The organism is Candidatus Rickettsia mendelii (assembly GCF_057543435.1).
The window spans coordinates 82,947-107,609 of record NZ_BTGX01000006.1; the positions used below are offsets into that span (position 1 = coordinate 82,947).

The following is a 24,663-nucleotide window of genomic DNA, read 5'->3' on the forward strand; positions in this document are numbered from 1 at the left end:
TGTACATTATGTTTTGTAATAAACACTATAAATTATTTATAATATTTAATTACATATAGTTAAAAAATATAGTCATCAAATATAGCTTCAACTAGTAAGATATTGACACTAAATTTTTGCAAGACTCGTTTGTAATCACATATTTATAATGCTTTAGCAAACTCGCTTTGAAGTCTACTGTCAATACCTACTGCATTTAGATATGTTCAATTATCATGTACTCAAAATCTATTGTAATGATGCGTTATTTATGATAGAAGCTATGTGGTAAAAATAAATAAATATAATATGAAAATATTAATTCTTGGTGTTACTGGTATGCTAGGTAACAGCATGTTTAGGTTTTTAAGTAAAGATGAAACACTTGATATTTGGGCTACAGCTCGTAATAATTTAGCTTATTCGCATTTTCCTAAAAATTTATCAAGTAAATTAATTACAAATGTAGATGTTAAAAATTGCGATTCTGTAGTTGAAGTATTTAACAAAATGAAGCCTAATATAGTAATAAATTGTATAGGGCTTGTAAAGCAACTTGCTGATGTGAATGATCCACTAAAAGCATTACCGATCAATAGTTTGCTACCTCACAGGCTTGCTAGTTTGTGTGAACTTGCTGGTAGTAGGTTAATTCATATTAGTACAGATTGTGTATTTTCAGGGAAAAAGGGTAATTACAAGGAAAGTGATTTTCCTGATTGCTATGATCTTTATGGTCGTTCTAAGTTCCTTGGTGAAGTAGATTATCCACATGCTGTTACTTTGCGTACTTCAATTATAGGTCACGAGTTAGCAGGAAATAGAAGTTTAATCAATTGGTTTTTAAGCTCAGAAGGGTCAGTAAAAGGTTTTGCTAAAGCTATTTACTCAGGATTTCCAACTGTAGAGCTTGCAAGAATAATAAAAGATTTTGTATTACCTAATAAAGAGTTGCATGGTCTTTATCATGTTGCATCTAAACCAATTAATAAGTTAGAATTACTAAAATTATTAAAAGCAATATACAATAAAGAAATTGAAATTATTCCATCAGATGAGGTTGTTATAGATAGGTCATTAGATGCTACTCGTTTTAATGAAACAACAGGATATATGCCGCCGGAATGGCATGAGCTTGTAAAGCGTATGTATGAATTTAAGTAATGAGGTGAAAAGGTGTAGTTGCATTAGTCTTGTGCTATTGTTATCTTATAATTAAATCGCAGTACTTAAAATTTAAGTTATTTAGATACTGCAGTCATAGCCTTATGACCGTATTATATATAGTTTTGTATATATTCCTGATCTACACAACGATACCTTGCATGAATAACATCAATCATACAATATCTTTTAGCTGTTCTCAATAACGTTAATTCATAATAATTTAAAGATAGGTATTAAAAAGATAATGTTTGTAGATAAAACTTTAATGATTACGGGAGGTACTGGTTCATTTGGTAATGCAGTGCTTTCTCGCTTGCTTGAAACAGATATTAAAGAAATTCGAATTTTCAGTAGAGATGAAAAAAAACAGGAAGATATGCGCTTAAGTTTAAATAATCCAAAGCTTAAGTTCTATATCGGAGATGTACGTAACTATAAGAGCATTAACGAAGCGATGAAAGGTGTAGATTATGTATTTCATGCTGCTGCTTTAAAGCAAGTGCCGACTTGTGAATTTTATCCCATGGAAGCAATAAATACTAATATTTTAGGTGCTGAAAATGTTTTAAGTTCAGCTATTAATAACAAAGTTGCAAAAGTTATAGTGCTTAGTACTGATAAGGCCGTATATCCAATTAATGCAATGGGTTTATCTAAAGCACTAATGGAGAAATTAATGGTAGCAAAAGCACGTATGTGCTCACCTAATGAGACGATATTTTGTGCTACGAGATATGGCAACGTAATGGCATCACGTGGGTCAGTAATACCTCTATTCATTAATCAAATTAAACAAGGTAAAGAACTAACTATTACTGAACCAGGGATGACACGTTTTCTAATGTCGTTAAGAGATTCGGTAGATTTAGTATTATATGCTTTTGAGTATGGTCGTCAGGGTGATATTTTTATACAAAAAGCTCCTGCAAGTACAATTGAGACATTAGCTAAAGCATTACAGGAAATATTCAGTACTACAAATAAAGTACGTTTTATAGGCACACGTCATGGTGAAAAGCATTATGAATCATTAGTATCATCTGAAGAAATGGCAAAAGCTGAGGATTTAGGAAATTATTACCGAGTTCCTATGGATGCACGTGATCTTAATTACGCAAAATATTTTGTTGAAGGTGAGAAGAAAATAGCACTTTTAGATGATTATACTTCTCATAATACAAGGCGTTTAAATTTAGAAGAAGTTAAAGAACTTTTATTAAATCTTGATTATGTTCAGGAGGAGCTAAATGCTTAAGGTAATGACTGTAGTAGGTACTCGTCCTGAGTTAATTAAGCTATGTTGTGTAATCTCTGAATTTGATAAATATACTAATCATATATTAGTTCATACTGGTCAGAATTATGCATATGAATTAAATCAGGTTTTTTTTGATGATATGGAAATTAGAAAACCTGACTATTTCTTAGAAGTTGCAGCTGATAATACAGCAAAATCTATCGGACTTATTATTGAGAAAGTAGATGAAGTGCTTGAGAAAGAAAAGCCTGATGCAGTCTTGTTTTATGGTGATACTAATTCTTGTTTATCAGCTATTGCAGCTAAACGTCGTAAAATTCCAATTTTTCACATGGAAGCAGGAAATCGTTGCTTTGATCAGCGAGTACCAGAAGAGATTAATCGTAAAATAATAGATCATATAAGTGATGTGAATATTGTCTTAACAGAACATGCTAGACGTTATTTAATTGCTGAAGGTTTACCTGCTGAGCTTGTCTTTAAGTCAGGCTCACATATGCCAGAGGTTCTTGAGCGTTTTATGCCTAAAATATTAAAATCAAATATTTTGGAAGAATTATCATTAAAGGCAAAGCAATATTTTTTAATTAGCTCTCATCGTGAAGAAAATGTAGATATAAAAAATAATTTAAAAGAGTTATTAAATAGTTTACAACTCCTTATTAAAGAGTATAACTTTCCGATAATTTTCTCAACACATCCAAGGACTAGAAAAAGGCTTGAAGATTTAGAAGTGTTTAAGGAACTCGGGGGTAAAATAAGATTTTTAAGGGCTTTTGGTTTTACTGATTACATAAAACTTCAAATGAATGCATTTTGTATATTATCTGATAGCGGTACTCTTACTGAAGAAGCATCAATCCTTAATTTGCCAGCTTTAAATATTAGAGAGGTACATGAGCGTCCTGAAGGTATGGATGTTGGCACATTAATTATGTCTGGCTTTAAGGCTGCAAGGGTACTTCAATCAGTGAAAGTTATTACGGAAGAGCATAAAAATAATAAACGTATGCAGACTATTGCTCCAGATTATGCTGAAGCAGGTTTTGTTTCAAAAAAGATATTGCGTATAGTTTTAAGTTATGTGGACTATGTTAATTGCACTGTGTGGTTTAAATGATAAAAGAAAAAAAGATATTAGAATGGTGTTCAGCAGATATATTTCATACTAAAATAAATGAGTTTATAGTTTCCGCTTCTAATGTTATGGATATTGGGTGTGGCATTCGTCCTCAGCAATATATAATTCCAGATTTCCTTATTTGTATAGAGCCACATCAAGAATATGTTGAGATATTAAAAAAGAACCTTTCAACTACTAATTCAATAATAATTCCTTTCGATGCCAAAACTGCTCTTGCAGCCTTTCCTGATAAATCTGTTGATTCAATATTTTTAATAGATGTTATAGAGCATATGCCTAAAGAAATAGGAAAAGAAATATTGATTGAATGTGAACGTGTAGCTCGAAAACAGGTTATAATATTTACCCCTTTAGGATTTATGCCTCAAGAAGTACATGATAATGATGGCTGGAACTTACATGGAGGGAAGTGGCAAGAACATAAGTCAGGTTGGTATCCAGAAGATTTCCCTGATTGGGACATAATTGGTTGCCAGGATTTACATACTCATGATACTCAAGGTCAAGCTCTTACTACTCCTTATGGGGGCTTTTATGCAATAAAAAATATAATACATACTGAAAACTATTTTAATAATATATATTCTAAAGAAATTTTATTAAATACTACAAGTAATTTAGATTATTTAAACACTAATTTTCCTGAATTCAGAGAGCAGGTAATAAATAGAGAAATTATAAAAAATACTTTAAAATGTGCATTATGGGCATGCCAGCGTACTGCCGTATTATTAATAGAGCAGGGAAAAACAGTGCCATTAAAAGAAATTCTAGAGATAGTTAATAGTGAAAAAATAGATTTTTTTATAAAAATAACACAAGAATATATATTAAAAGTAAAGAAATTTGCTTCTCAATTTGCTGATATAAATAATATACAAGGATTACTAAATTCTGCTAATGAACAAATAAATATTTTACAAGAATTATTAAAATCTACTACCGATCAACTAATTATTAATACTGAAGAAACATTAACTCTCAAGGAGCAATTGAAAATTAAAGAACAAGAATTAGAAATTAGCAATGAAAGTAAATCTATTGTTATAAGAATCTATAGCAAAATAAAGAGAATATTAAATAAGTTGAAAGCAATATGATAGGAATAATATTTTTTAGGATATAGCTTCTTTTTTAGAAGATTACTTAAATAGGATTCTCTCATATATTTTCAACTGCTGTGATTTTATTAATATATTTTATAACAGATATATTTTACGTATTAGATCTTATAGATGTAATTACATTTGTTTGGGTGATGATTGCATACTATATGTGCATAAAAATTATCATAATTATTACTTTTAGAATGAATATTCTCTTTTGGTACTTTTTTTTGAAAGAAATAAATATTTATCGTGGTTTTGCTTACCAAGCAGTCTATCAGCTATTATAAAGCAATTTAATGCAAAATTAGCAAGTGTTTTTCAATATTTTTATTAGTGGTATTTAGTCTATACCATTGTTTTAGAATAGATTTATCTTTAACACAGGAAGCAGAATTAGCAGCTTATTATGCAAGATATATATAGTCATACTATAATGTGAGTTTTGATCTAGCGGGATATCAAAATAAAGTAAAAGCTTTAATTGAAAATAGAATAAAGGAAGGTTCAGAATGTAAAGAAAATAATTTTAGATTATTAGACTGTTTTATTTATAACTATCTTGAAACCTCCAATTCTGATATAAACTTATTATTAAAATGCTTAGCAGGTAGACAAGGGATATTTTAAGAATTTCAAAATCTAAGTTAAATGAAAATATTGCAAATAAATGGTTATGAATCACCGGGACGTAGGTTTCACGGTTTATCTATAACACCACTTTTAAAAAAATATGGTATTGAATCTAAACACTTAGTATGGGATAAAGATACTAAAAATCCTGAGGTGTTAACATTTGAAGGTACTATCACAAGGAAAACAAATCAAATTCTTCGATTAATAGAAGAACAAACTTCTCTGCAGTCTGTGCTGTATCGTAATGTTCCTAAAATGATAAAAATGCCGGCTTTTCAAGAAGCTGATTTAATACATCTTCATATTATACATTCCGGTTATTTTAGTATAGGTGATTTATCAAAGATTACAAATTTAAAGCCAACAGTCTGGACACTTCATGATCCTTGGGCAATGACTGGTCACTGTATTCACCCTTTTGAATGTAAACGTTGGATGATAGGGTGTGGAAATTGTCCAGATCTTACTACTCCTTTTTCTTTAAAAAAAGATAATACTAAATTACTATTCGACTATAAACTCAAAGCTTATAAAGATGCTAAGTTTGAATTGATTGTAGCGTCAAAATGGATGTATAATATGGTTAAATTATCTCCTTTATTTAAGGGGGTACCAGTACATCAAATTCCTTTTGGTTTAGATTTAGATTTTTTTTATCCTTCTACTACACTTAAAGCTCGTGAGAAGTTCGGAATATCTAAAGATATGTTAGTGATATGCTTTCGTGCAGATAATAATTCTTTTAAAGGATTACCATATATAATCAAAGCTTTAGAAAGAATTAAAACTAAACAATCTATTTGTCTTTTAACTTTAGGTAGTAATAATAATTTTTTAAAGAAATTTAAAGATCATTTTAAAATTATTAATTTAGGATGGGTAAATAATGAAGAAACTGTGCGAGATGCACTAGTATCCTCAGATATTTTTTTAATGCCATCCGTTGCGGAGTCGTTTGGGATGATGGCAATTGAGGCATTAGCTTGCGGCAAACCTGTAATTGTTTTTGATAAAACTGCACTATCTGATGTAGTTTATGCACCTGATGTAGGTATATCAGTACCTTTAAACAATAGTGAAGCTTTTTACCAAGCATTACAGTACCTTATTGATCATCCTAATGAACGAATAGAACGTGGTAAAAAAGGGAGGGAAATAGCTGAATTATATTATAATGAGGAAACACAAGCACAGGGTTTAGCTAAATTATATAAAAAATTGTTAACAAATGAAAATTCTACTTTTAACTGATATGCCACCTTGTCAAAATTTTACTGCCGGTTTGGTACTAGGCCGTTTAGTAAAATTTCTACCAACTGAGCAAATTACTATTTGCTCAATTATTAATCCAATTTTAGAGCCGGTAATACCACCAGAATTACAAAAAATTCCTCATTTAGTATTACACAAACCTAAAGAAAATGCTAAAAGGATATTAAAAGGAAAATTAGGAGAATTGTCAGCTTTCTCTTATGAATTATTGAATGCTTGGCATGTGAAATATAATTTATTACCAAAGATTATTGAGTTCGCTCAGCAGCAAAAAGTTGATAAGTTATGGGTAGTACTAGAAGGACAAACAATTATTCGTTTAGCAAAAACACTTTCAAATACATTAGGTTTACCCTTATTTACTCAAATATGGGATCCTTTTGAATGGTGGCTTCGTGATAATAAAATTGATAATTTTACACAAAAGAGACTTTTAAAAAAGTTTAACGAAATAATTAAGCATAGTACTTTTTGTGCTACTGCTTCGTGGACAATGTCTGAGGATTATGAAACTGAATATAACATACCTACTATACCAGTAATTGCTGGATTACCAAGAGAATTTGCTCACATGCCGGCTATATCACCTAATAATAAAGATGAATTTATAATTAGTATTGCTGGACAATTTTATGCGCAAGCTGAGTGGTTAAGTCTTATTAACGCTCTTAATCATACTCACTGGCTTATTGCAGATAAAAACATTAAAGTTCGAGTAATGGGTAGAACTTTTCAAGCATTTACGCAACTGCCTGCTAATGTTGAATATTTAGGGTGGCATTCTCAGGAGGAAACCATTAGATTGCTTGCTGAATCTGATCTTCTTTATATGCCATATTGGTTTTCTGAAGAATTTTATAAAGAATCAAGTACAAGTTTTCCTTCAAAATTAGTAACTTATTTTGCATCTGGTAGACCAGTTTTTTGTCATGCACCTCTTTACTCATCTCCTAGTAAATACATAAAAGCACACAATGCAGGATATATATGTGACTCATTAGATAAAGAAAAAATATTAAATCTTTTAGAAGAAGCGATACTTGATACTACGTCTTATAGTATATTTGCTCAAAATGGATATAATTGTTTTTTACAAGATTTTACTTTAGAACGTATGAAAGAAACATTTTTTAAATTTTTGGGTCTAAATAATTAAGGTTAACAGTTTAGTGCATGAAACAAAATTCATACATACCTTTAGTTTCAATTATTATTCCAGTCTATAATGGTGCTAACTATATGAAAGAAGCTATAGATAGTGCTTTAGCTCAGACTTATAAAAATATTGAAATTATTGTTATTAATGATGGGTCAAAAGATAACAGTAAGACTGAGAGTATAGCATTATCGTATGGTGATAAAATACGTTATTTCTCTAAAGAAAATAGCGGATGTGCTTCAGCTTTAAATATCGGCATAAAAAATATGCATGGAGAGTATTTTTCATGGTTGAGCCATGATGACGTATATTTACCTAGAAAAATTGAGCATCAAGTTAATATATTAAGTAAGTTAGATAATAAAGATACTATTCTTTATTGTGGTTATGAATTAATTGATAAAAAGTCACGTTCTTTATATTTTGTAAAACCTGATCAAAGATATTCAAAAGAACAACTAGATATTCCATTATTTCCTCTTTTACGTGGGTTAATTCATGGTTGTACATTATTGATTCCTAGTAAATATTTTCAAGTAGTTGGGTTATTTAATGAATTATTAAAATATACTCAAGATTATGATTTGTGGTTCAAGCTTTTTCGAGTAGCGCCTCTTTATTTTGATTCTGAAGTACTTATAAGATCTCGTGTGCATTCTGAACAAAGTACTAATACTGCTTTAAATCAGTTAGAGGAATACGAAGCTTTATGGTCAGGTTTTTTAAAGAAATTAACGCAAGAAGAGATGATTAGAGTAGATGGTTCTGTTCATGAATTTTTATCTTGTATTGCTGCTTTTTTAAAGCAGAATGGATATATAGAGTCATATAAATTAGCTCTTTCCATGGCAGGGCAAAAAGTTGTTATAGGGTTTTTGCCTCCTATCATTATAACAATGATATATTCTTTGAGAGACCATGGGATACGTGCAACAATCATAAAAGTATATAGATGGATAAAAAAATGTCTAGCTTAGGAATAGCTTCGAGTAATTTTATATTTTATGCACCTGGCGTTCATACAGGTGGTGGTTTAGTATTATTAAAGGAGGTTCTGAACACTAAATATTTTGTCAATAACTGGAAATATATTTATTTAGATGAAAGAATAAAAACGAAATTAGATTTATCGAAATCTATAAAAAATTTAATTTATATTAAATCACAGTTATTAGGAGAGTGGGAACTAAGAAAAAACAGTAAAATCGATAATATAGTTTTATGCTTTCATGGATTACCTACATTGTTGCCTATAAAAGGTACAATAATTGTATTTTTACAAAATCGTATTTTATTAGAGCCTCTAAAAAATAATAACTATTCAATTTTAATATTACTAAAAAAAATTTGGTTACGCTTAGGTTCTAGATGTAATATAAAATATATAGTACAAACTCCTTCTATGCTTCAGGCTGCTCAAGAATTTTTAGGGAAAGATATTGATATTACTATACTACCTTTTTCACCTAAAAATACTTTAACACAAAAGAAAGATTTAAATTATATTAAGAAATTTGACTTTATCTATCCTGCAAGTGGTGAGCCTCATAAAAACCATATTAATTTATTTAAAGCATGGAAGCTTCTTGCTGATATAGGTATCAAACCATCTTTAGTTTTAACTATAAAAACTAAACTCTACCATAGACTTTCACTAGAATTACAAAAATATATTAATGATTATAACTTAAATATTGTTAACTTAGGAGAAATATCTTCAGCAGAAGTTTTAAGTTTATATACGCAAGTTTCAGCAGTAATTTACCCATCAAAGTCAGAATCATTCGGCTTGCCTTTAATTGAGGCTACTGAATATAAGATACCTATTCTTGCATCTGAATTAGATTATGTAAGAGATGTAGCAAAACCTATAGAAACGTTTGATCCTAATTCTCCTACATCGATAGCAAGAGCAGTCAGAAGGTTTCTAAACAATCATGAAACTTTGGTGAATGTGAATTCAGCAGAAGAATTCTTAAAGAAGTTATTAGATAATGTAATTACTCTTCAATAATATTTACCTTTGCTTCCATCAATTGTAGTCATATAGTTTATAATTACTAAATCGCTGCCTACTTAATATCATCAGAATTATCCCAATTAAACCTTTAGTACGTACACTGTTTTTTTGATATATGATTATTTTTGCTGTATCATTATCTATTTTATAAATAAAATGGAGCTTTTATGAACAGCTAGATTTTTATGCTGCTTTATAAGCATAATATTTATGTAGTATTTTCATACTATTTGCTAAAATAATTTTAGCAGTAATAGTACCAGTTATCTGATAAATAATGTAAGCCCATAGAGATTCTGCTTTTAATCTTCCCTTCAATTAAAACCTAAGTATTAGCTGAAACTTTTCCTCTTAAAAATTCTATTAACTTAATGAAAACACTTTATAAGTTTTCTTTGCTAGTAAGTAGAATGCAGTAATTATCTATTGTGATATTTTTTAAAAGTTTTTAGTAATGAAATTTGGAGTCTTAAAGTTCGCTTTTAATCTTTTATATTCTTGGCTACTTACAAATTTTTTAGCGAATAAAGCTCCTTGTTTTATATTTAATAAAGCCTTTGTTCTAGATTCGGTAGAGTTTCTGTTATATTTCTATCTAATATATCACTTTTTTCACTACTTCTCCTTGATATGCTGAGACTTTAATAATCACAGCTATTATCATTCTAGCATTGCACTACAGCATTAGATATGTCATAAAGTGTAATTTTAGTAGTTTTTACTCATGTAATATTTGTAATTATTCCTTATATTTGCTATAGTAGATAATTAATCAGATAAAAAACTAATATATTTTATAAACATAATCCTGAAGCTCTTTATCTGTTAACCATTTATATTCTTTTTCTAAAATTTCAAATCTAATTTTTTCTAATTGTTCATCAAGGTTAGGTTCAGGAACTATAGTAGAACCCATAAATTCGAATCCTTGATAGTGAATTTTTAACTTACTACAGATTTTTTGTAGAGATATTAAATTTTCTTCTATATCATCAATAAATATTATTGATTTTGGGTAATAATTTAGTTTGTGTAAAATATATTCAAGTACGCTACCTTTATCATATTCTGCGGTATAAATTATTCCATCTTTTAAAGTAGGGTTACCGTAGCCGACATTATAATCTTCGATTATTATTTCATCTTCTAAAGGTGAAAATTCTTGAAAATTTACTTCTAACTTTACTAACTCATGAGTCCGCCATTCTATCATATCTTCAATTATACCGAATTTCCCAGTAGGAAGTTTAGTAAGACCCATTGCAGGTATATTTTTTTCTTTTAGTATCGCAAATATTTTAAAAATATCTGCATTAACAAATCTAGCTTTACGAACTTTGAAAATGATACTGAGCAATAATTCGCACTCTTTTTTAGTAAGTCTTTTTTCAATATTGTTTACTAATTCTTTTCTGTAATTATGTGTCAATCTATACTCATCACTGTCCATTATGATCACTTCATCAATATCAAAAAGTACTAAGCTATTACTATCTGCTTGTTCTATACTTTTTATAACTTCTTTAAAATCATGAACTTTATTTATTTTACTATACATATTTCATTAATTGTTTATTTAGTTGTATTTATTATTTCGTCTAAGGAATTCATTATTATCTTAAGATCTTCTTCTCTAGATAAATTATGATGCCCGTCCTTAATCAACTTTGTTACTATTTGTGAGCTAGTTATTTTTTCTAATAATTTAAGTGAAACACTATATTGTACATCTTCATCTAACATTCCATGAATTAGATGTATTGGAATATTTATGTTAATCTTATTTTTTGTTAATAGTAAATAATTCTTTGCATCTTCTATCAATTTATAACTAATTGGATATTTATGCTCACAATCCCGTCCATTTATTTCTAATATTCCTTCTTTCTGCATTTTAATTTGATCTTCTTGTGACATATTATGCCAGATATCTTCAGTAAAATCAGGAGACGGAGCTAAACAGATTAGTCCTTTGATTTTAGCTGGGAATGTTAAAGCTGCAAGAAGTGCTAGCCAACCACCCATGCTTGAACCAACTAATATTGCTTGAGTATCAGTTAATTTGTCTAAAACTAGTGAAACTCCTTCTAACCAGTCACTAATTGTTTGCTCTGTGAATTGCCCTGATGCATTTCCATGACCAAAATTATCAAAAACAGTAAAATTATAATTGTGTTTTTTACAATAATCTATTAAATAAAGAGCTTTAGTCGATTGCATGCTAGACATCAAGCCGTGTAAAAAAATTACAGATGGAATATTTGTATTAATTATTCTATAATTATTATAGACAATAAATTTATCTTGTGTTCTATTATAAAGCTTGTTCATTTTAAATAATTATTTTAATAAATTGAGATTTAATGCTTTCATTAAAGTCAAGTAAACGATACAATAAATATACTATTTTGCAAGTAGTTCCTGTCCTAGTTTCAGGAGGTGTTGAAAGAGGTACTATAGAAGTTGCAAAATATCTTAAAATTCTTGGTCATACTCCAATTATCATTTCAGCCGGCGGAACTCTAGTTAAAGAGCTAGATAAAGAAGATATATTACATATTCAAATGAATAGTGCCAGTAAAAATCCTTTTGTAATTCTAAATAATGCAAGGTTAATAGCGCAAATAATTAGAAAATACAATGTTGATATAGTTCATACTAGGTCACGAGCACCGGCATGGAGTGCATACCTAGCAACGAAATGGACAAATGCTAAATTTTTAACAACTTTTCATGGTATTTATAATATTCAAAATAGTTTAAAAAAATACTATAATAATGTAATGCTAAAAGGTAAGAAAGTTATTGCTGTTTCTAATTTCGTAAAACAGCATCTGCTTAAAAATTATAAGATTAATGAAGATAAAATAGTAGTAATTGAACGTGGAGTAAATTATGATTATTTTGATCCAGCAAATTTAACATCAGACAAGCTTAAAAAATGTCGTGATAAATATGATGCCCCAAGCAATGTGCCGATAATATTAATGCCTTCTAGAATGACAAACTGGAAAGGGCATCTTGTGTTAGTAGAAGCATTAAGTAAGTTAAAACATAGAGATTTTTATTGTTTAATGGTTGGTGATTTATCTAGACATCCTAATTTTACTAATAGAGTAAAAGAGCTTATCGCTGCCTTAAAACTTCAAAATAAAATTCAGATTTTTGGTAATGACTCAGATATAATAAATCTTTACGGTATTTCGGATATTATTGTTTCGGCTTCAATCGAGCCTGAAGCTTTTGGTCGAACTATTATAGAAGGACAGGCTATGGAAAAGCTTGTTATTGCAACTAATATTGGTGGGGCAGTAGAAACTATCAATAATAATATAACCGGTTTTCACGTAGAACCAAATAATGCTGAAGCGCTAGCACAGAAAATTGATTATTGTTTCTCGATTTTGGGTACTGATACTGCTAAGAAAATTCAAGAGGCAGCAAGGCACACAGTAATTAATAATTTTTCTCTTGATCTAATGTTACAAAAAAGTTTTGAAGTCTATAAAGAAATCTTAAAAGATTCTTATAATTAGAAATTGATAATAGGCTCCTTTCGAAATTCTACCTCTAGAGTTAATTTATACATTGTTGATCTGGTGCTCAAATCATTACATATTTGTGTGTATGATGCAGTTTGCGCCTCAGTGCTGCTTTTGCAAATTCTATCTAAATTTGAAACCTAATGGGAAATTTTTTATTTTTCCTCTGCATCATTGGTTATATTATTTCTGTAAAACGTTAGTACTATTCTAGGCTTAGAAGAATTAAAGTGTCATATCATGATTTAATCAGCCTTGTTGCATGGGCTATAAAACACACTTGATTCATTTATACGACAGTGGAAATCCAAGAAGAAATATAAAGAAATAGATTTTTTATATTTCTATTTTTTATAAAATTGTGATTGCTTACACTAAATTAAATACTTTTACTTTGGAACCAGCTTTTAGTTAGGGTGACACCTTAGAGATTTTCTAAGCTATAAAATAAAGCTTTATCTTTCAGAAATAAATAATTAACGAGAATACAGCTCAGTCACTAAATGAGCTTCTAGTGTAAAAGGATATGGCACATCGGAAATTATTGGCACTCTTAAAAACTTACCGGTTAATGAAGCTAGATCAAATGACAAATAGCTTGGTGTTGTTTGGCCTTGCTTTGAAAGTGATTCTTGAATAATAGCTATTTGCTTAGAAGATTCTTTAATTTCTACAATATCTCCTTCTTTAAGGCGCATACTTGCTATATTCGCTTTTTTACCATTGACTTTGATATGTCCATGTGAAACTAATTGTCTTGCTGTAAAGATAGTTGGGCCTATATTCATTCTATAAACTATTGCATCGAGTCTGCTTTCAAGTAATCCAATAAAATTTTCACCGATATTACCTTTCATTTTTTGAGCAAGTGAAAAAATATTTCTGAATTGTTTTTCTGTGATACGACCGTAGTGACATTTTAATCTTTGCTTAGCTTTTAAATGTAAACCATAATCTGAAGTCTTAATCATGGTATTTTGCCCATGCTGTCCAGGACGATAATTTCGTATATTAAAAGCATCTTTACTATCACCCCACAGACTAACCCCAAGTCTTCTACTAGCCTTATATTTAGAACGAACAATTTTTGTCACTGATAATAATCCTTAATTGTTAAATTAGTTACATAAGTATATACATTTCTTAAATTAAAGTCAATCGTTGATTTGTAACCTAGAACTTTTTATATTTAAGAAAAAGTGTTTTATATGAATTATATTAAGACAAACAATCAATTTAGATAAAGTGAATCATTCCAGGAGCACAGTTAAAAACTATATCTTACTTATGAAACAGAGTGTAATGTCGTTTGTAATTTTTATAGGTTTTTCAGGAATGTGCCTTACTTCCTCTAAGATGCACCACTTTATAGTTGCTCTAATTTGTATAGCACTTGGTGCAAGTAGTAGGCGTAGCAATTAATATGTGGTATGATAGAGATATGGGTGCTTTAATGAAATGCACTGAAAAAAAGGCCTATAGAGTCCAGAGTGCTATGAGCTTGATGAAAGCTTTATCTTTTTGCTTAATAACAGCATTTTTTCAGTACTTTTTATGGCTTTATGTGTTATCTACTTCAGCTTTATTATTATTAATTTACTATTTTTTATTATATCTGCATTGATGCTATTTTGTTCAAACGTCGTTCTATATACAGTGTTGTTATTGGCGGAGTATCTGGTGCACTTCTACCTATGATAGGTTGTGCTTCGGTAGGTAATACTATATCGACTCAGTTTTTTATATTATTTTTATTTGGACACCACAACATTCATAGGCTCTTGCTTTATTTTATAGTGAAGATTATAAAAATTGTAAAGTACCAATGATGCCTACAGTAAAAGGTATTTTACATACTAAGAAACAAATTCTAATTTATAGTATTCTTTTATTTTTATTACTATTACCTAGTGCCTTTTTGTGTTCATGTGACCTTTATCACTGCTGGAATGCTTAGCTTAGTGTTTATTTATGATTCTGTGCCTTTATTTTATGATAGCCATGATAATAAAACAAGTCAAAAAGCTTCAATAATCTTATTTCTTGATTTCTATCAAGTATAAATAGTTTTAGGCCCTAAATAGGACCTAAGTTCTAAGTTTTTATCTTCCTATACTTATTTGATTTTTTTGCTGATGATTTTTTGGTGGGGTAGCAGAAGATGGAGCAGATACATGTGGTTTGACAGCGCTTTTTATCTTATCTAAACTTGTTAAAGTATTTATATTAGCATTTTTTACCCCATCCATATAAAGGGATATATTATCTTTTTCTTTTGTAAAAGCCTGCATATCGCCTACAATTAAATGTGCAACAGCTTTCAAGCTATGTTTTATAACTTTTACAACATTTTTAAAAATTTGAGAATTATCTTTCTCTACGGTCTCTTCACACCATTTATTTAGCTCTGTTAATTTGTCTTTTATTATAGATAAATGACTTGAGCTAGGGGTTAATTTACTAGTATTATAAGTATCAATAATATTATTTACTTTTTCTTTAAACTCTTTATAATGACTGCTTTGTTTTAGACTATTTGTAATGGTAGTATCTTCCAATAACTCTTTAAGAGTATTGATAATTGTTTCTTCTGGTATTTCTTTTTTAGGAGTATGATTTTTGTTAATTTGAGTAAATCTTTCTTGATGACTATGTCCTTCTACTAATTGATTCATTAGAGAAAAAAATCCTTCTTTGTGATTTCCTAATTTACTTTCCAACCTCCCTAATGTTTGATCATAAGCTCTAATAATACTCTCAAGACGAGGATTTTCTTTATGGTTATTAGTTAATGCTATATAGCGGCTAAGTTCTGGTATTAAAGCATCTGTAAGATCTATATTATGATTATGCTCTTCAAAGAAATTTTTTATTTTTTCTTCAATAACTTTACTATTAGGATTAAAAGATGTGGTCATTATAATACTCTCTCTACTTTATTAACATTCTCAATTTTTTTATTGGAAATTAATTTTCATAAATTAATTTCCTACGCTAGGTATACTATAAATAAATACTTTTGAAAAGTATTTATTTTAATGTTTTATATGATTTTTACAGTATAGAGGTATCAGTAGTAAAAAATCGTATAATAAAGCAGTTACTTGATTTTAAATAATTTCTTGAGACTTTTTTGTAGAAGCTTGTTTACAGGATCGTTAAGTTGGTTTGCCGGTTGTGAATTATTCTGTTCATCTGTATGAGTATTCTTTTTTTTCCTAAAACCTAAAGCATCTTTAATTATATTTTCTGGTTTTTTTGCGCCACTTTTAAAGTCTTTAATAATACTATTAAATACATTATTAACTAAATAAGTTTGAAGGGCCTGAATATCTAATTTATGCTGCGGGTTGTTTATGAGTCCATATAATTTGATAGTTATAGGTGGCAAATCAGAAATAGTAATGCTTGCACTAATATCCATTATATGTTGTGGTAAGTTAATTTGTCCATTTGTATTTGCTTTAGCAGGAGAAGCATCTAAGGTGCATTCACTTAACTTAACTATACCGCGTTCTATATTTCCGCTTACAATGAAATTATTGAAAGATGTAGCTCCGCCGCTAAAGGAACTATTAATAATGTGTAAAAATCCTTCAGTATTTTTAGCATTATTTATTGTATCAACGATGTGATTTAAATCAAATCCACTTATTTTCCCGTAGTGGCTATTTATATTAAATTGTCCATTTAGATTATGAATATATGTATAAATGCTATTACCGCTAGAGTTAAGATCAGCTTTAAAGCTTAACTGTCCATCAGTTATTTTGATTTTACCTCTTTGTGGTGTTAAGTTCTTTAGATAAGCATTTTTAAAATCAATTTTAATTGCTGCGTTTTGATCTTTTCCGGAGCTTATATAACCATTTGCCCTAAGTTCACCATTGTAAATATTTGCATTAACTGAGTTAATATTTAATTTATCTCCAGTAATGGTTAATTTTGCTTTTAAATTATTTATTATTAATGAGTTGTTAGTTAGTTTGTCAATATCTGCAGATAATTGCCCTTCGATTGTGCTTAAAAAAGACAAATTAATAGGATTATTTGACCAAGGAGAGTTATTTGAGAGCACAGAAACATTATGATTAGCTGCAGTATGAGCGTTATTTGAGGTAGAAGTATAACGGTGGCTTGAGATAATTTTCTCTAAATTAATTAATGGGCTATACAAATTAAGATCAAAGCTTGGTTTTTGTCCAGCTAAATTAATCTGACCTTTGGTCAATATATTATTATTAAAAATTGATATTTTGTTATTTATATGGAATATCTCTTTAGCTTTTTGTATTTCGCCGTTTAGTTGTAATATGCTAATATGGTCTATATTATTGATTCCAAGTAGAGCTATAAATGATGTAAAGTTATTAATTTTTAAATTATAAGAAATAGTAATATCTTGCATTGGGTTTTTAAGTTCAACACTTCCAGTGACATTACTATTTGCAGCCGATAAATTAATATTTTGCATAGTTATTACTTGTGAATTATAAATTACATTAGAAGTAAGCATAAGCTTTTGATCAATAATAGGTGGTAATTTATCGGTTTTTAGATTTAGAGCATTAAATAGAGGTTTTAAATTATCTGCGTGTAGTTTAACTTTGCCATTAAAAATATTTGCTTTATCCAGATTAAAGCTAATTTCAGTGATTATATTTCCTGGATTTGCAATAATATTTGATTTTAGATTATTATGTTTTATATCATAATTTAAATTTGCAAGTAGTTCTATATTTGTATAATGAAATTTACCATCTTTGATGGTGAAATTTGTATTATCAGCAGTAATGGAGGCGGTTAGCTCATAATCATTTTGTAACTCAGTTGAAATACCTAAATTTTTAGTATTACCTTTAACATTTGCATTACCTATAAAAGAATTATTTTCGCTATCAAATTTTCCTTCGATTTTAATTTTTTCACTGGCCAGATTAATATTAATATTTAGTGGAATTGTTTTACCGATTTCTTCAATATTACCATCTATATTAATTTTTTGTTCTAGAGCATCTAATGCTAAAGTAAAATATATTGGTCCTTTAAGGCTTTTAATTTTAGTATCTAGATTAATATTATTGAATATTGTTTTATTGCCGCTTTTTATATACAGTATTTTACCTTTTACTATTTTTAAATGATTGATCAAAATAGGCAGTTCTAAAACTTTATCATTCGATGCTACTTGTGTGCTTATCTTATTGTTTGTTTTATTACTATTAGCTGTAGTAAATTGCCAATTTTTTTGTCCGTTACTTAAAAATTCTAGATTTATGATCGGTTTTTGTAATTCTATAGTTGCTATTTCAATTATACCATTTAAGAGAGGTAAAAATCTTAAAGAAGCTTTGGCATTTTCAATATAAACTAAATATGGCTCTTTTGTACCTTTTATTGAAGATAATTTGATTTCAGTTATTGATATAGCAGGATTTGGTAATAAAGATAATTTTATATCGCCATTAATTATTAAATCCCTATTCGTTGCTTCTTTGATCTTATTAATTATTATTCCTTTATAATTATTTAAAGGAATAAAAAATGGAATTACGATCAATAATAATATTATACTTATTAGTGTAATAAGTGAATATTTAAAAGCTTTAGGCATATGGCTTAACCTTTATCATGAAATAATTTAACTATTATATATAAATGCAAATTTAGCTTTGATTGTCAAATTTATATAATTTCTTTACCTTTGATTATAAAAATCTATATATTTAGATATACTTAATAATAAAAAATTTTGTATTGTGCATTTTATTGATAGTAAATAATTTTTTGTTTAAAAAACCTAAGCATGATGAAATTATGCGTAGTGCATCTGAAAATGCTTTAGTTGCTAAAGTATTTTTTCAAATACATTTACCACTACATATAAAATCTTTTTTTCTTAAAGTTCTTAAAATAGAAAAAGTATAGACAATCTATATTTATTTTATTTTCTGCTAAATTTAATAATGAAGATGGTTACTTATTTTCCTCTTGGAACATCAAAGTATTCCTGATCATTAATATAGCTTTTTGCTTATTTTATGTTGGATAGCACTATGTAGAAAGTAATAAATAATATACATTATTAGTATTTTATAATCGCATATAACAATAATACTGATCCTTGGAGTTTTGGGGAGTTATTTGAAAATAGTTGGCTTGTAAAATAGACTAACAACTTGATGTAACAGTTAAGTCAACAGGTTAAAAAAATAAGACATCAAGAATTTAAAGTAAATATGATTATGTTTCTCTTTTATAATTTAAAATCACATAATCATGAGTGATTATTGGAAAAAATTCCTTATTGAAAGGTAGTAATTCTGTTACCTGATCTAAAAATTCTACTTCAATTATATCACCAGCACCAAAATTCAAAATATTCTTAATTTTACCGATTTCTTTATAAGCTTGATCAAGTATCGGTAGATTATTTAAATCTGCTATGTAAAATTCATCTTTGTCTAATTCCGGCAAACTTGATCTTAAACAAAATAGTTTGTAGCCTTTTAAATTTTCTGCTTCATTTCTATTAGATATATCATTAAATGTGCAAATTAATTCTCCTTTAGTATTTTTTCTAATTAGCTTAATATTTATATTTTCTCCTGATTCATTTACTAAATTTCTTTCAAATATTTTTGTAGCAGGTGAGGTAAAAGATTTTAAGATTACATGACCTTTAATTCCATGACATAATTTTATTACACCGACTAAAATTAAATTTTCTAAAAAATTCATTAATTTGCCTTTAAATTTTGATAGTTATATATAATAATATATTTAAGAAGTTTTTTAACAGATTTTTAGGCATGATAAAAAAAATAGTTACCGGCACCATAGTTTGTTTTTCATTACTGTTATTTATAATTTGGTGTGCATTGTCTCTTGTTAATTATAATTCGGTTACTGATAATTTTATTAGTTATTTGGGTATTGCAAAAGAAAATACCAAAAAAACAAAGATGAATAAGTTTCCCTTGCCTTATTTAATTATTGAATCAATAAAAGAAGATGGAAAGCTAGAGTTAGAGCAGATTAAAATTCATTTCTCAATATGGTCGCTTATAAAATTTAATCCTAAAATTAATAAAATAGAAATATTAGATGCTAAATTTTATTCAAATTCTATATTAAATGTTTATAACCATGAAGATTTAATAAAGAATTTCTTTAAATTTAAATTACAAAATATAAATTTGAATGTTACTAATTTAAGTATTATCAATACACAAGATTACTCCATTTTAAGCTTTAGTAATTGCTTATTAGAAAAAGAAAATGCCTTATCATCTAATTATATATTAAAGGCTACAAGTAACTATATAGGCAAAATTTCAGCTTTAATTAATAAGCATGACGATATAGTAAATCTTAGCTTTAACATCTATAATAATGATTATAGTTTTAAGTTATCACAAGTTTATAAAGATTTTAAGCTTAGTAGCGGTAGTGGGGAATGTCAAATTAGAAGTCTAGCGTCGCTAATGTATAGTATATTACCAGACTTAAGTCATATTTTTAACAAAATTAATCAAAATGAGCCTATAAATATTAAATTTAATATTTTGAATACTGAAAATGAAATACAGTTAAGAGATATAATTATAGCATCATCTTTTATTACTGGTAACGGCTTTATTAATATTGCCAAGAATGATTATGTTAACAATACTGTTAAATTAAATTTTCCTCAAATAGATTTGAGCCAACTACCTTTTACAAATACTTCAGTAACATTTGATACTACACCTTCAAATATTAGGTTTATTTTTGCTGATAAATTACTAAAAGTAGACATTACAATTGATGAAATAATTCTAAATAATAATGAGGCGTTAGAAAAAATAGTTTTTGCTTCTAATTTACTCAAAGGTACTTTAAAAATAAATAAGTTTTCAGGTAATATTAAATCAGGTGGAGAATTTAAGCTTGTTGGCGATGTAACACAGAATTCTGTTAGAAGTATGTTTGATGGATATGTATACTTAAAATATTATGATATAAATTCATTACTTAATATCTTAGGATTTAATGATGTTGCCGTTAAAGAATCCACTCCATTTACTTTATCATCGGAGTTAAAACTAACTTTAATAGATTTATTATTTAGGAATTTGTTACTAAAAACAGATAATTTAAATTTATCAGGCAATTTTTCTAGTAAGTTTATTGCTTCAACACCTCGTTTAAATGCTACGTTTAATATATCCTCGCTTGACTTAAACAGTCAAAAATATCCAATAATTTCGCCACTTATTGAATTTATAGAAAATTTAACTAAAGATATGAAAAGTCTAGATTATCTAAGTAAATTCATTCCTATTAGAACAATAGGGTATTTAGCTAATTTAGATATTTTGGTAGATAGTGTTAAGTATAATGATCATATATTTGATAAAATGAATTTGTTAGTCAAAATTATGCCAGCTAATATAAAAATTAGTAATTTAGATTTTAAAACTAATGATAATTATTTATCTACTAGTTGGAACTTAGATACATCTAGTGTACTACCATCTTTAATCATAGAAGTTAAAGATGGTAATCTTACTACTGATTTATTATCGCCTGCTGGAATACTCATCTTAAGGAATAAGTTAGTAAATAATTATAGTTTAGGTAAAGCTACATTGCAGCTTTATGGCCAATTATCAACATTATCACAAAATGATTTAGTATTGAAAAATGTTAAATTTTATGTAGCAAATAATAATAATCTATTGCAATTCAATAATATTGAAGCAGAATTATTAGGCGGCAAATTTCAAGGAAGTGGTAATATTTTATTAGAACCTTATTCTATCAATTTCGTATATGCTTTGAATACGATAGGTTTAGATAAAGTTTCAAAACTTTTTCCTAAAATATTTCCTACTTTAGACGGAGAAGCAAGTATAAACGGTAATTTAGGCACTAATGGTAATACTTTGCAAAGTCAATTATATAATCTTACTACAAAATCACAATTTGCTATAAATAATATAAATGTTAATAATTTCGCAATTGATTCTTTTATAGAGAAAATTAATGCACATGATTATAAAGTGCAAAATCTTGATTATGATATAAATCATGCTATAACAATAGGGCAAGGGAATATTAGAGGGGTAAGAGGTGATATTGAACTACAGAAAGGTATTGCCCTGTTAAAGAATATAAAGTTTGCAACACAATATAGCGCTGGTACAGCATCTTTTGCAATTAATATATATAATTTTGATATGGATGCATCTAGTATTTTATCATTTTATGTGCCTGTAGCGCTTGTTAAGTCAAATGTTCCAAATATGTCAAATCTGAGTTCAGGCCAAGATACTCTGGCACATCTTAATATAAAAATGCAAGGGAGTGTTTTCGCTCCTAAGAAAACTTTTGATAGTAGTGAGCTAAAACAATTGTTTATGCTACAAACAGAGGAAAATACTAATTCTCCTAACCATTAAAGAGCAAAAAACATATGAATACAACAAAAACTTTAGAAAAAAATATTAGTTTTGAAGAAGCTTTAAGTGAACTTGAGGATATTGTAAAGAAAATAGATAATGGACAAGAGAGCTTAGAAGATGCTGTGAATAGTTTTGAAAGAGGCATTTTACTTAAAAATTACTGTGAAAAAAAACTACGGGAAGCTCGGTTAAAAATCGAAAAAATTACTAAGAGTGCAGATTCTAGCATAGCTTTAGCAGAAACAGAGATATAATGTTTAAAGCATACATTATATATTATTTTAGGATGATAGATTTAATGATAACTTTTCTGCTAGGAAAAATCGTAAATTAATAAATGAATGGTAAGTTTTGAAGAAATAATTTCAACAATAGAAAATAATTATATAGGGCAGGATTTTTCTAAAGATGATCATGGTAAGCTGGAAAGCTACTTAAGAATATCTAAAAACATTAATAGGTTTTTATGAAAACATTGAATGGTAAAGAATTAAAAATTTTGAGCAAGAGAAATATATAGCATGAGGTGCAGCAACTAATTATCTAAAGAAAGATATTTGAATAAATGTTTTAATTGCTAGCATAGCATATGCCATAAATATTCAGCAGAGCATGTAGTAATATTTAAATGTAACATAGCTGAAAATATTAATTATTTAATAACTTTAATTTACAGGTATGCTCGTATGTGTGAGCATATAATTGATTTTGTTTATCGTGCTCCTAAGGTTGTTTTATTCCTCATAATAAATATTGTTTTGATGAGTTTTTGTGTTAGGTATTTAAAAAATATATTATTCCTAATAATTAAAAAAATAAGCACTTAGAAGCTTTAGTGAATTTTTATTAGGGATAGTTGGAAGTATGTGCATATTATCTACAGATTTTGTATTGATCTATTGGTCTATATTGTGAATGATGCTTGCAGATAGTGTAAGTTGGCTTGCAGTGAAGGGTTAAGATCTAAAATTTATTTGGATATTTTAAATTATATGTAAGGTTGTAGCATAGCATGAATGACAATTAATGAGAGAAGGAAAGAACAATTATAAACCTAGTTTCTATAAGGTTATTACTTTGGCGTATTAAGCCTTTATAGGTAAGCAATCAAATGTAATTATTTATTAGTTAGTACTAAACTTTTCTAAATAAAATTTCATGTAGGTTTAGTATGACCATTTATAATCTTGTTTATATTAGATAAAATATTTCTGTAGTCCATTTACCTTACAGCTGCTAATATTGAGAAACTATATTAATTTTATTTTTGTTAAATCAATTGGATTGGTAATCACATAACGCCATAATTTATCAAGACCTTTAGTAATACCTATACGTGTAGTAGTAGAGTATACAGGTCTTAAGTTAGTATCGCTAACAAAAAATTCAGTATTATTAGTTATATCGCATTTATTATGAGAAATATTAATTCCTAGATATTTGCATAATTTACCTGGACCATTCAGATTCCGGTTTTCAGGAGAAATAACATGCACTCCTCTTATTAAAGTTGCAGCTGGGTAACCTTCCATTTCAGTTATAAAATTTAAACAATAATACATACCGTAGATTAAATAAACATAGCTAAAGCCTGCTGGACCAAACATTACATCTGTTCTTTTTGTTTTACCTCTTGCAGCATGACAAGCTGGATCGTCTTGTCCTATATAGCTTTCCGTTTCAGTAATAATTGCTATTTTACTTTGAAAATATAGTATTTTGCCCAGTAATTCAGTACTTACTATGTTAGTTTCTCGAGAAAAAAATTCACGAGATAATGGAATTAAACTCATTATTATAAATATTTGTTTTAGTCACCCCTAACCAAGGAAATAGAGATTTTGATCATGCTGCATTTTATCAATAGGATAATGATAATTAGAAATATCACCAACAGGTTAACTCTAATGTATAGCATTATATAATTCTAT

The 24,663-nt window shown here is 28.1% G+C and carries 20 protein-coding genes and 1 pseudogene; 13 read left to right on the top strand and 8 right to left on the bottom strand.

The window, feature by feature from the left end:
* Positions 1-288: 288 nt before the first annotated feature.
* The 8 genes from AC27F4_RS01015 (at position 289) to AC27F4_RS01050 (ending at position 9,735) form a co-directional block, all read left to right on the top strand.
* Positions 289-1,143 carry a dTDP-4-dehydrorhamnose reductase family protein gene (locus tag AC27F4_RS01015; RefSeq protein WP_487061201.1) on the top strand — a complete coding sequence of 285 codons (855 nt, stop codon included), beginning with the start codon at positions 289-291 and terminating at the stop codon, positions 1,141-1,143.
* Between the two features lie 247 nt (positions 1,144-1,390).
* Positions 1,391-2,401 carry a polysaccharide biosynthesis protein gene (locus AC27F4_RS01020; protein ID WP_487061203.1) on the top strand — a complete coding sequence of 337 codons (1,011 nt, stop codon included), beginning with the start codon at positions 1,391-1,393 and terminating at the stop codon, positions 2,399-2,401.
* Positions 2,394-3,524, top strand: coding sequence for a non-hydrolyzing UDP-N-acetylglucosamine 2-epimerase (gene wecB / locus AC27F4_RS01025; RefSeq protein WP_487061205.1), 1,131 nt, complete (start codon positions 2,394-2,396; stop codon positions 3,522-3,524). Before AC27F4_RS01020 ends, wecB begins: the two co-directional genes overlap by 8 nt.
* Positions 3,521-4,648: a methyltransferase domain-containing protein gene (locus tag AC27F4_RS01030; protein ID WP_487061207.1), complete on the top strand. Its 1,128-nt coding sequence runs from the start codon at positions 3,521-3,523 to the stop codon at positions 4,646-4,648. Before wecB ends, AC27F4_RS01030 begins: the two co-directional genes overlap by 4 nt.
* 657 nt (positions 4,649-5,305) lie before the next feature.
* The gene (locus AC27F4_RS01035; protein ID WP_487061209.1) at positions 5,306-6,541 is read left to right on the top strand and encodes a glycosyltransferase family 4 protein; all 1,236 of its coding nucleotides are present in this window, start codon (positions 5,306-5,308) and stop codon (positions 6,539-6,541) included.
* A complete protein-coding gene (locus AC27F4_RS01040) occupies positions 6,519-7,718 on the top strand; it encodes a glycosyltransferase (protein WP_487061211.1) in 1,200 nt (399 codons plus the stop codon). Before AC27F4_RS01035 ends, AC27F4_RS01040 begins: the two co-directional genes overlap by 23 nt.
* Positions 7,719-7,735: 17 nt before the next feature.
* The gene (locus AC27F4_RS01045; protein WP_487061213.1) at positions 7,736-8,698 is read left to right on the top strand and encodes a glycosyltransferase; all 963 of its coding nucleotides are present in this window, start codon (positions 7,736-7,738) and stop codon (positions 8,696-8,698) included.
* A complete protein-coding gene (locus tag AC27F4_RS01050; protein ID WP_487061215.1) occupies positions 8,674-9,735 on the top strand; it encodes a glycosyltransferase in 1,062 nt (353 codons plus the stop codon). The genes AC27F4_RS01045 and AC27F4_RS01050 overlap by 25 nt, the downstream gene beginning before the upstream one ends.
* A gap of 189 nt (positions 9,736-9,924) precedes the next feature.
* Here AC27F4_RS01050 and AC27F4_RS01055 read toward each other — a convergent pair whose 3' ends face one another.
* The 3 genes from AC27F4_RS01055 to AC27F4_RS01065 form a co-directional block, all read right to left on the bottom strand.
* Complete coding sequence (locus tag AC27F4_RS01055) at positions 9,925-10,059, bottom strand: hypothetical protein (RefSeq protein WP_487061217.1); 135 nt, start codon at positions 10,057-10,059, stop codon at positions 9,925-9,927.
* A gap of 466 nt (positions 10,060-10,525) precedes the next feature.
* Entirely contained in the window at positions 10,526-11,299 is a 774-nt protein-coding gene (locus AC27F4_RS01060) for a DUF2608 domain-containing protein (protein WP_487061219.1), read from the bottom strand.
* A gap of 14 nt (positions 11,300-11,313) precedes the next feature.
* Positions 11,314-12,072: an alpha/beta hydrolase gene (locus AC27F4_RS01065; RefSeq protein ID WP_487061221.1), complete on the bottom strand. Its 759-nt coding sequence runs from the start codon at positions 12,070-12,072 to the stop codon at positions 11,314-11,316.
* A 32-nt stretch (positions 12,073-12,104) separates the two neighbouring features.
* Here AC27F4_RS01065 and AC27F4_RS01070 point away from each other — a divergent pair, with 32 nt between their 5' ends.
* Positions 12,105-13,277: a glycosyltransferase family 4 protein gene (locus AC27F4_RS01070; protein ID WP_487061223.1), complete on the top strand. Its 1,173-nt coding sequence runs from the start codon at positions 12,105-12,107 to the stop codon at positions 13,275-13,277.
* 482 nt (positions 13,278-13,759) lie between these two features.
* Here AC27F4_RS01070 and rpsD read toward each other — a convergent pair whose 3' ends face one another.
* The gene (gene rpsD, locus AC27F4_RS01075; RefSeq protein ID WP_487061225.1) at positions 13,760-14,377 is read right to left on the bottom strand and encodes a 30S ribosomal protein S4; all 618 of its coding nucleotides are present in this window, start codon (positions 14,375-14,377) and stop codon (positions 13,760-13,762) included.
* A 118-nt stretch (positions 14,378-14,495) separates the two neighbouring features.
* On the opposite strand from rpsD, the pseudogene AC27F4_RS01080 reads away from it, so the two are divergent.
* Positions 14,496-15,346 (top strand): annotated as a pseudogene (locus tag AC27F4_RS01080) (UbiA family prenyltransferase).
* A gap of 39 nt (positions 15,347-15,385) precedes the next feature.
* On the opposite strand, the gene AC27F4_RS01085 reads toward AC27F4_RS01080, so the two are convergent.
* Positions 15,386-16,201 (bottom strand): hypothetical protein, encoded by an 816-nt coding sequence (locus AC27F4_RS01085; RefSeq protein ID WP_487061227.1) that lies wholly within the window; start codon positions 16,199-16,201, stop codon positions 15,386-15,388.
* A gap of 182 nt (positions 16,202-16,383) precedes the next feature.
* Complete coding sequence (locus AC27F4_RS01090; RefSeq protein ID WP_487061229.1) at positions 16,384-18,897, bottom strand: AsmA family protein; 2,514 nt, start codon at positions 18,895-18,897, stop codon at positions 16,384-16,386.
* Positions 18,898-19,070: 173 nt separating this feature from the next.
* Here AC27F4_RS01090 and AC27F4_RS01095 point away from each other — a divergent pair, with 173 nt between their 5' ends.
* Complete coding sequence (locus AC27F4_RS01095; RefSeq protein ID WP_487061231.1) at positions 19,071-19,211, top strand: hypothetical protein; 141 nt, start codon at positions 19,071-19,073, stop codon at positions 19,209-19,211.
* A 315-nt stretch (positions 19,212-19,526) separates the two neighbouring features.
* Here the strand turns inward: AC27F4_RS01095 and rimM are convergent, their stop codons facing one another.
* A complete protein-coding gene (rimM, locus tag AC27F4_RS01100) occupies positions 19,527-20,024 on the bottom strand; it encodes a ribosome maturation factor RimM (RefSeq protein WP_487061233.1) in 498 nt (165 codons plus the stop codon).
* A 71-nt stretch (positions 20,025-20,095) separates the two neighbouring features.
* Between rimM and AC27F4_RS01105 the strand changes: the two genes are divergently transcribed.
* Both AC27F4_RS01105 and AC27F4_RS01110 read left to right on the top strand, forming a co-directional pair.
* Positions 20,096-22,729 carry an exodeoxyribonuclease 7 small subunit gene (locus tag AC27F4_RS01105; protein ID WP_487061235.1) on the top strand — a complete coding sequence of 878 codons (2,634 nt, stop codon included), beginning with the start codon at positions 20,096-20,098 and terminating at the stop codon, positions 22,727-22,729.
* A 14-nt stretch (positions 22,730-22,743) separates the two neighbouring features.
* On the top strand, positions 22,744-22,986 hold the full coding sequence (locus AC27F4_RS01110) for an exodeoxyribonuclease VII small subunit (protein ID WP_487061237.1): 243 nt from the start codon (positions 22,744-22,746) through the stop codon (positions 22,984-22,986).
* 996 nt (positions 22,987-23,982) lie between these two features.
* On the opposite strand, the gene AC27F4_RS01115 is transcribed toward AC27F4_RS01110, so the two are convergent.
* On the bottom strand, positions 23,983-24,525 hold the full coding sequence (locus AC27F4_RS01115; RefSeq protein WP_487061239.1) for a DNA-3-methyladenine glycosylase: 543 nt from the start codon (positions 24,523-24,525) through the stop codon (positions 23,983-23,985).
* Positions 24,526-24,663: the final 138 nt, after the last annotated feature.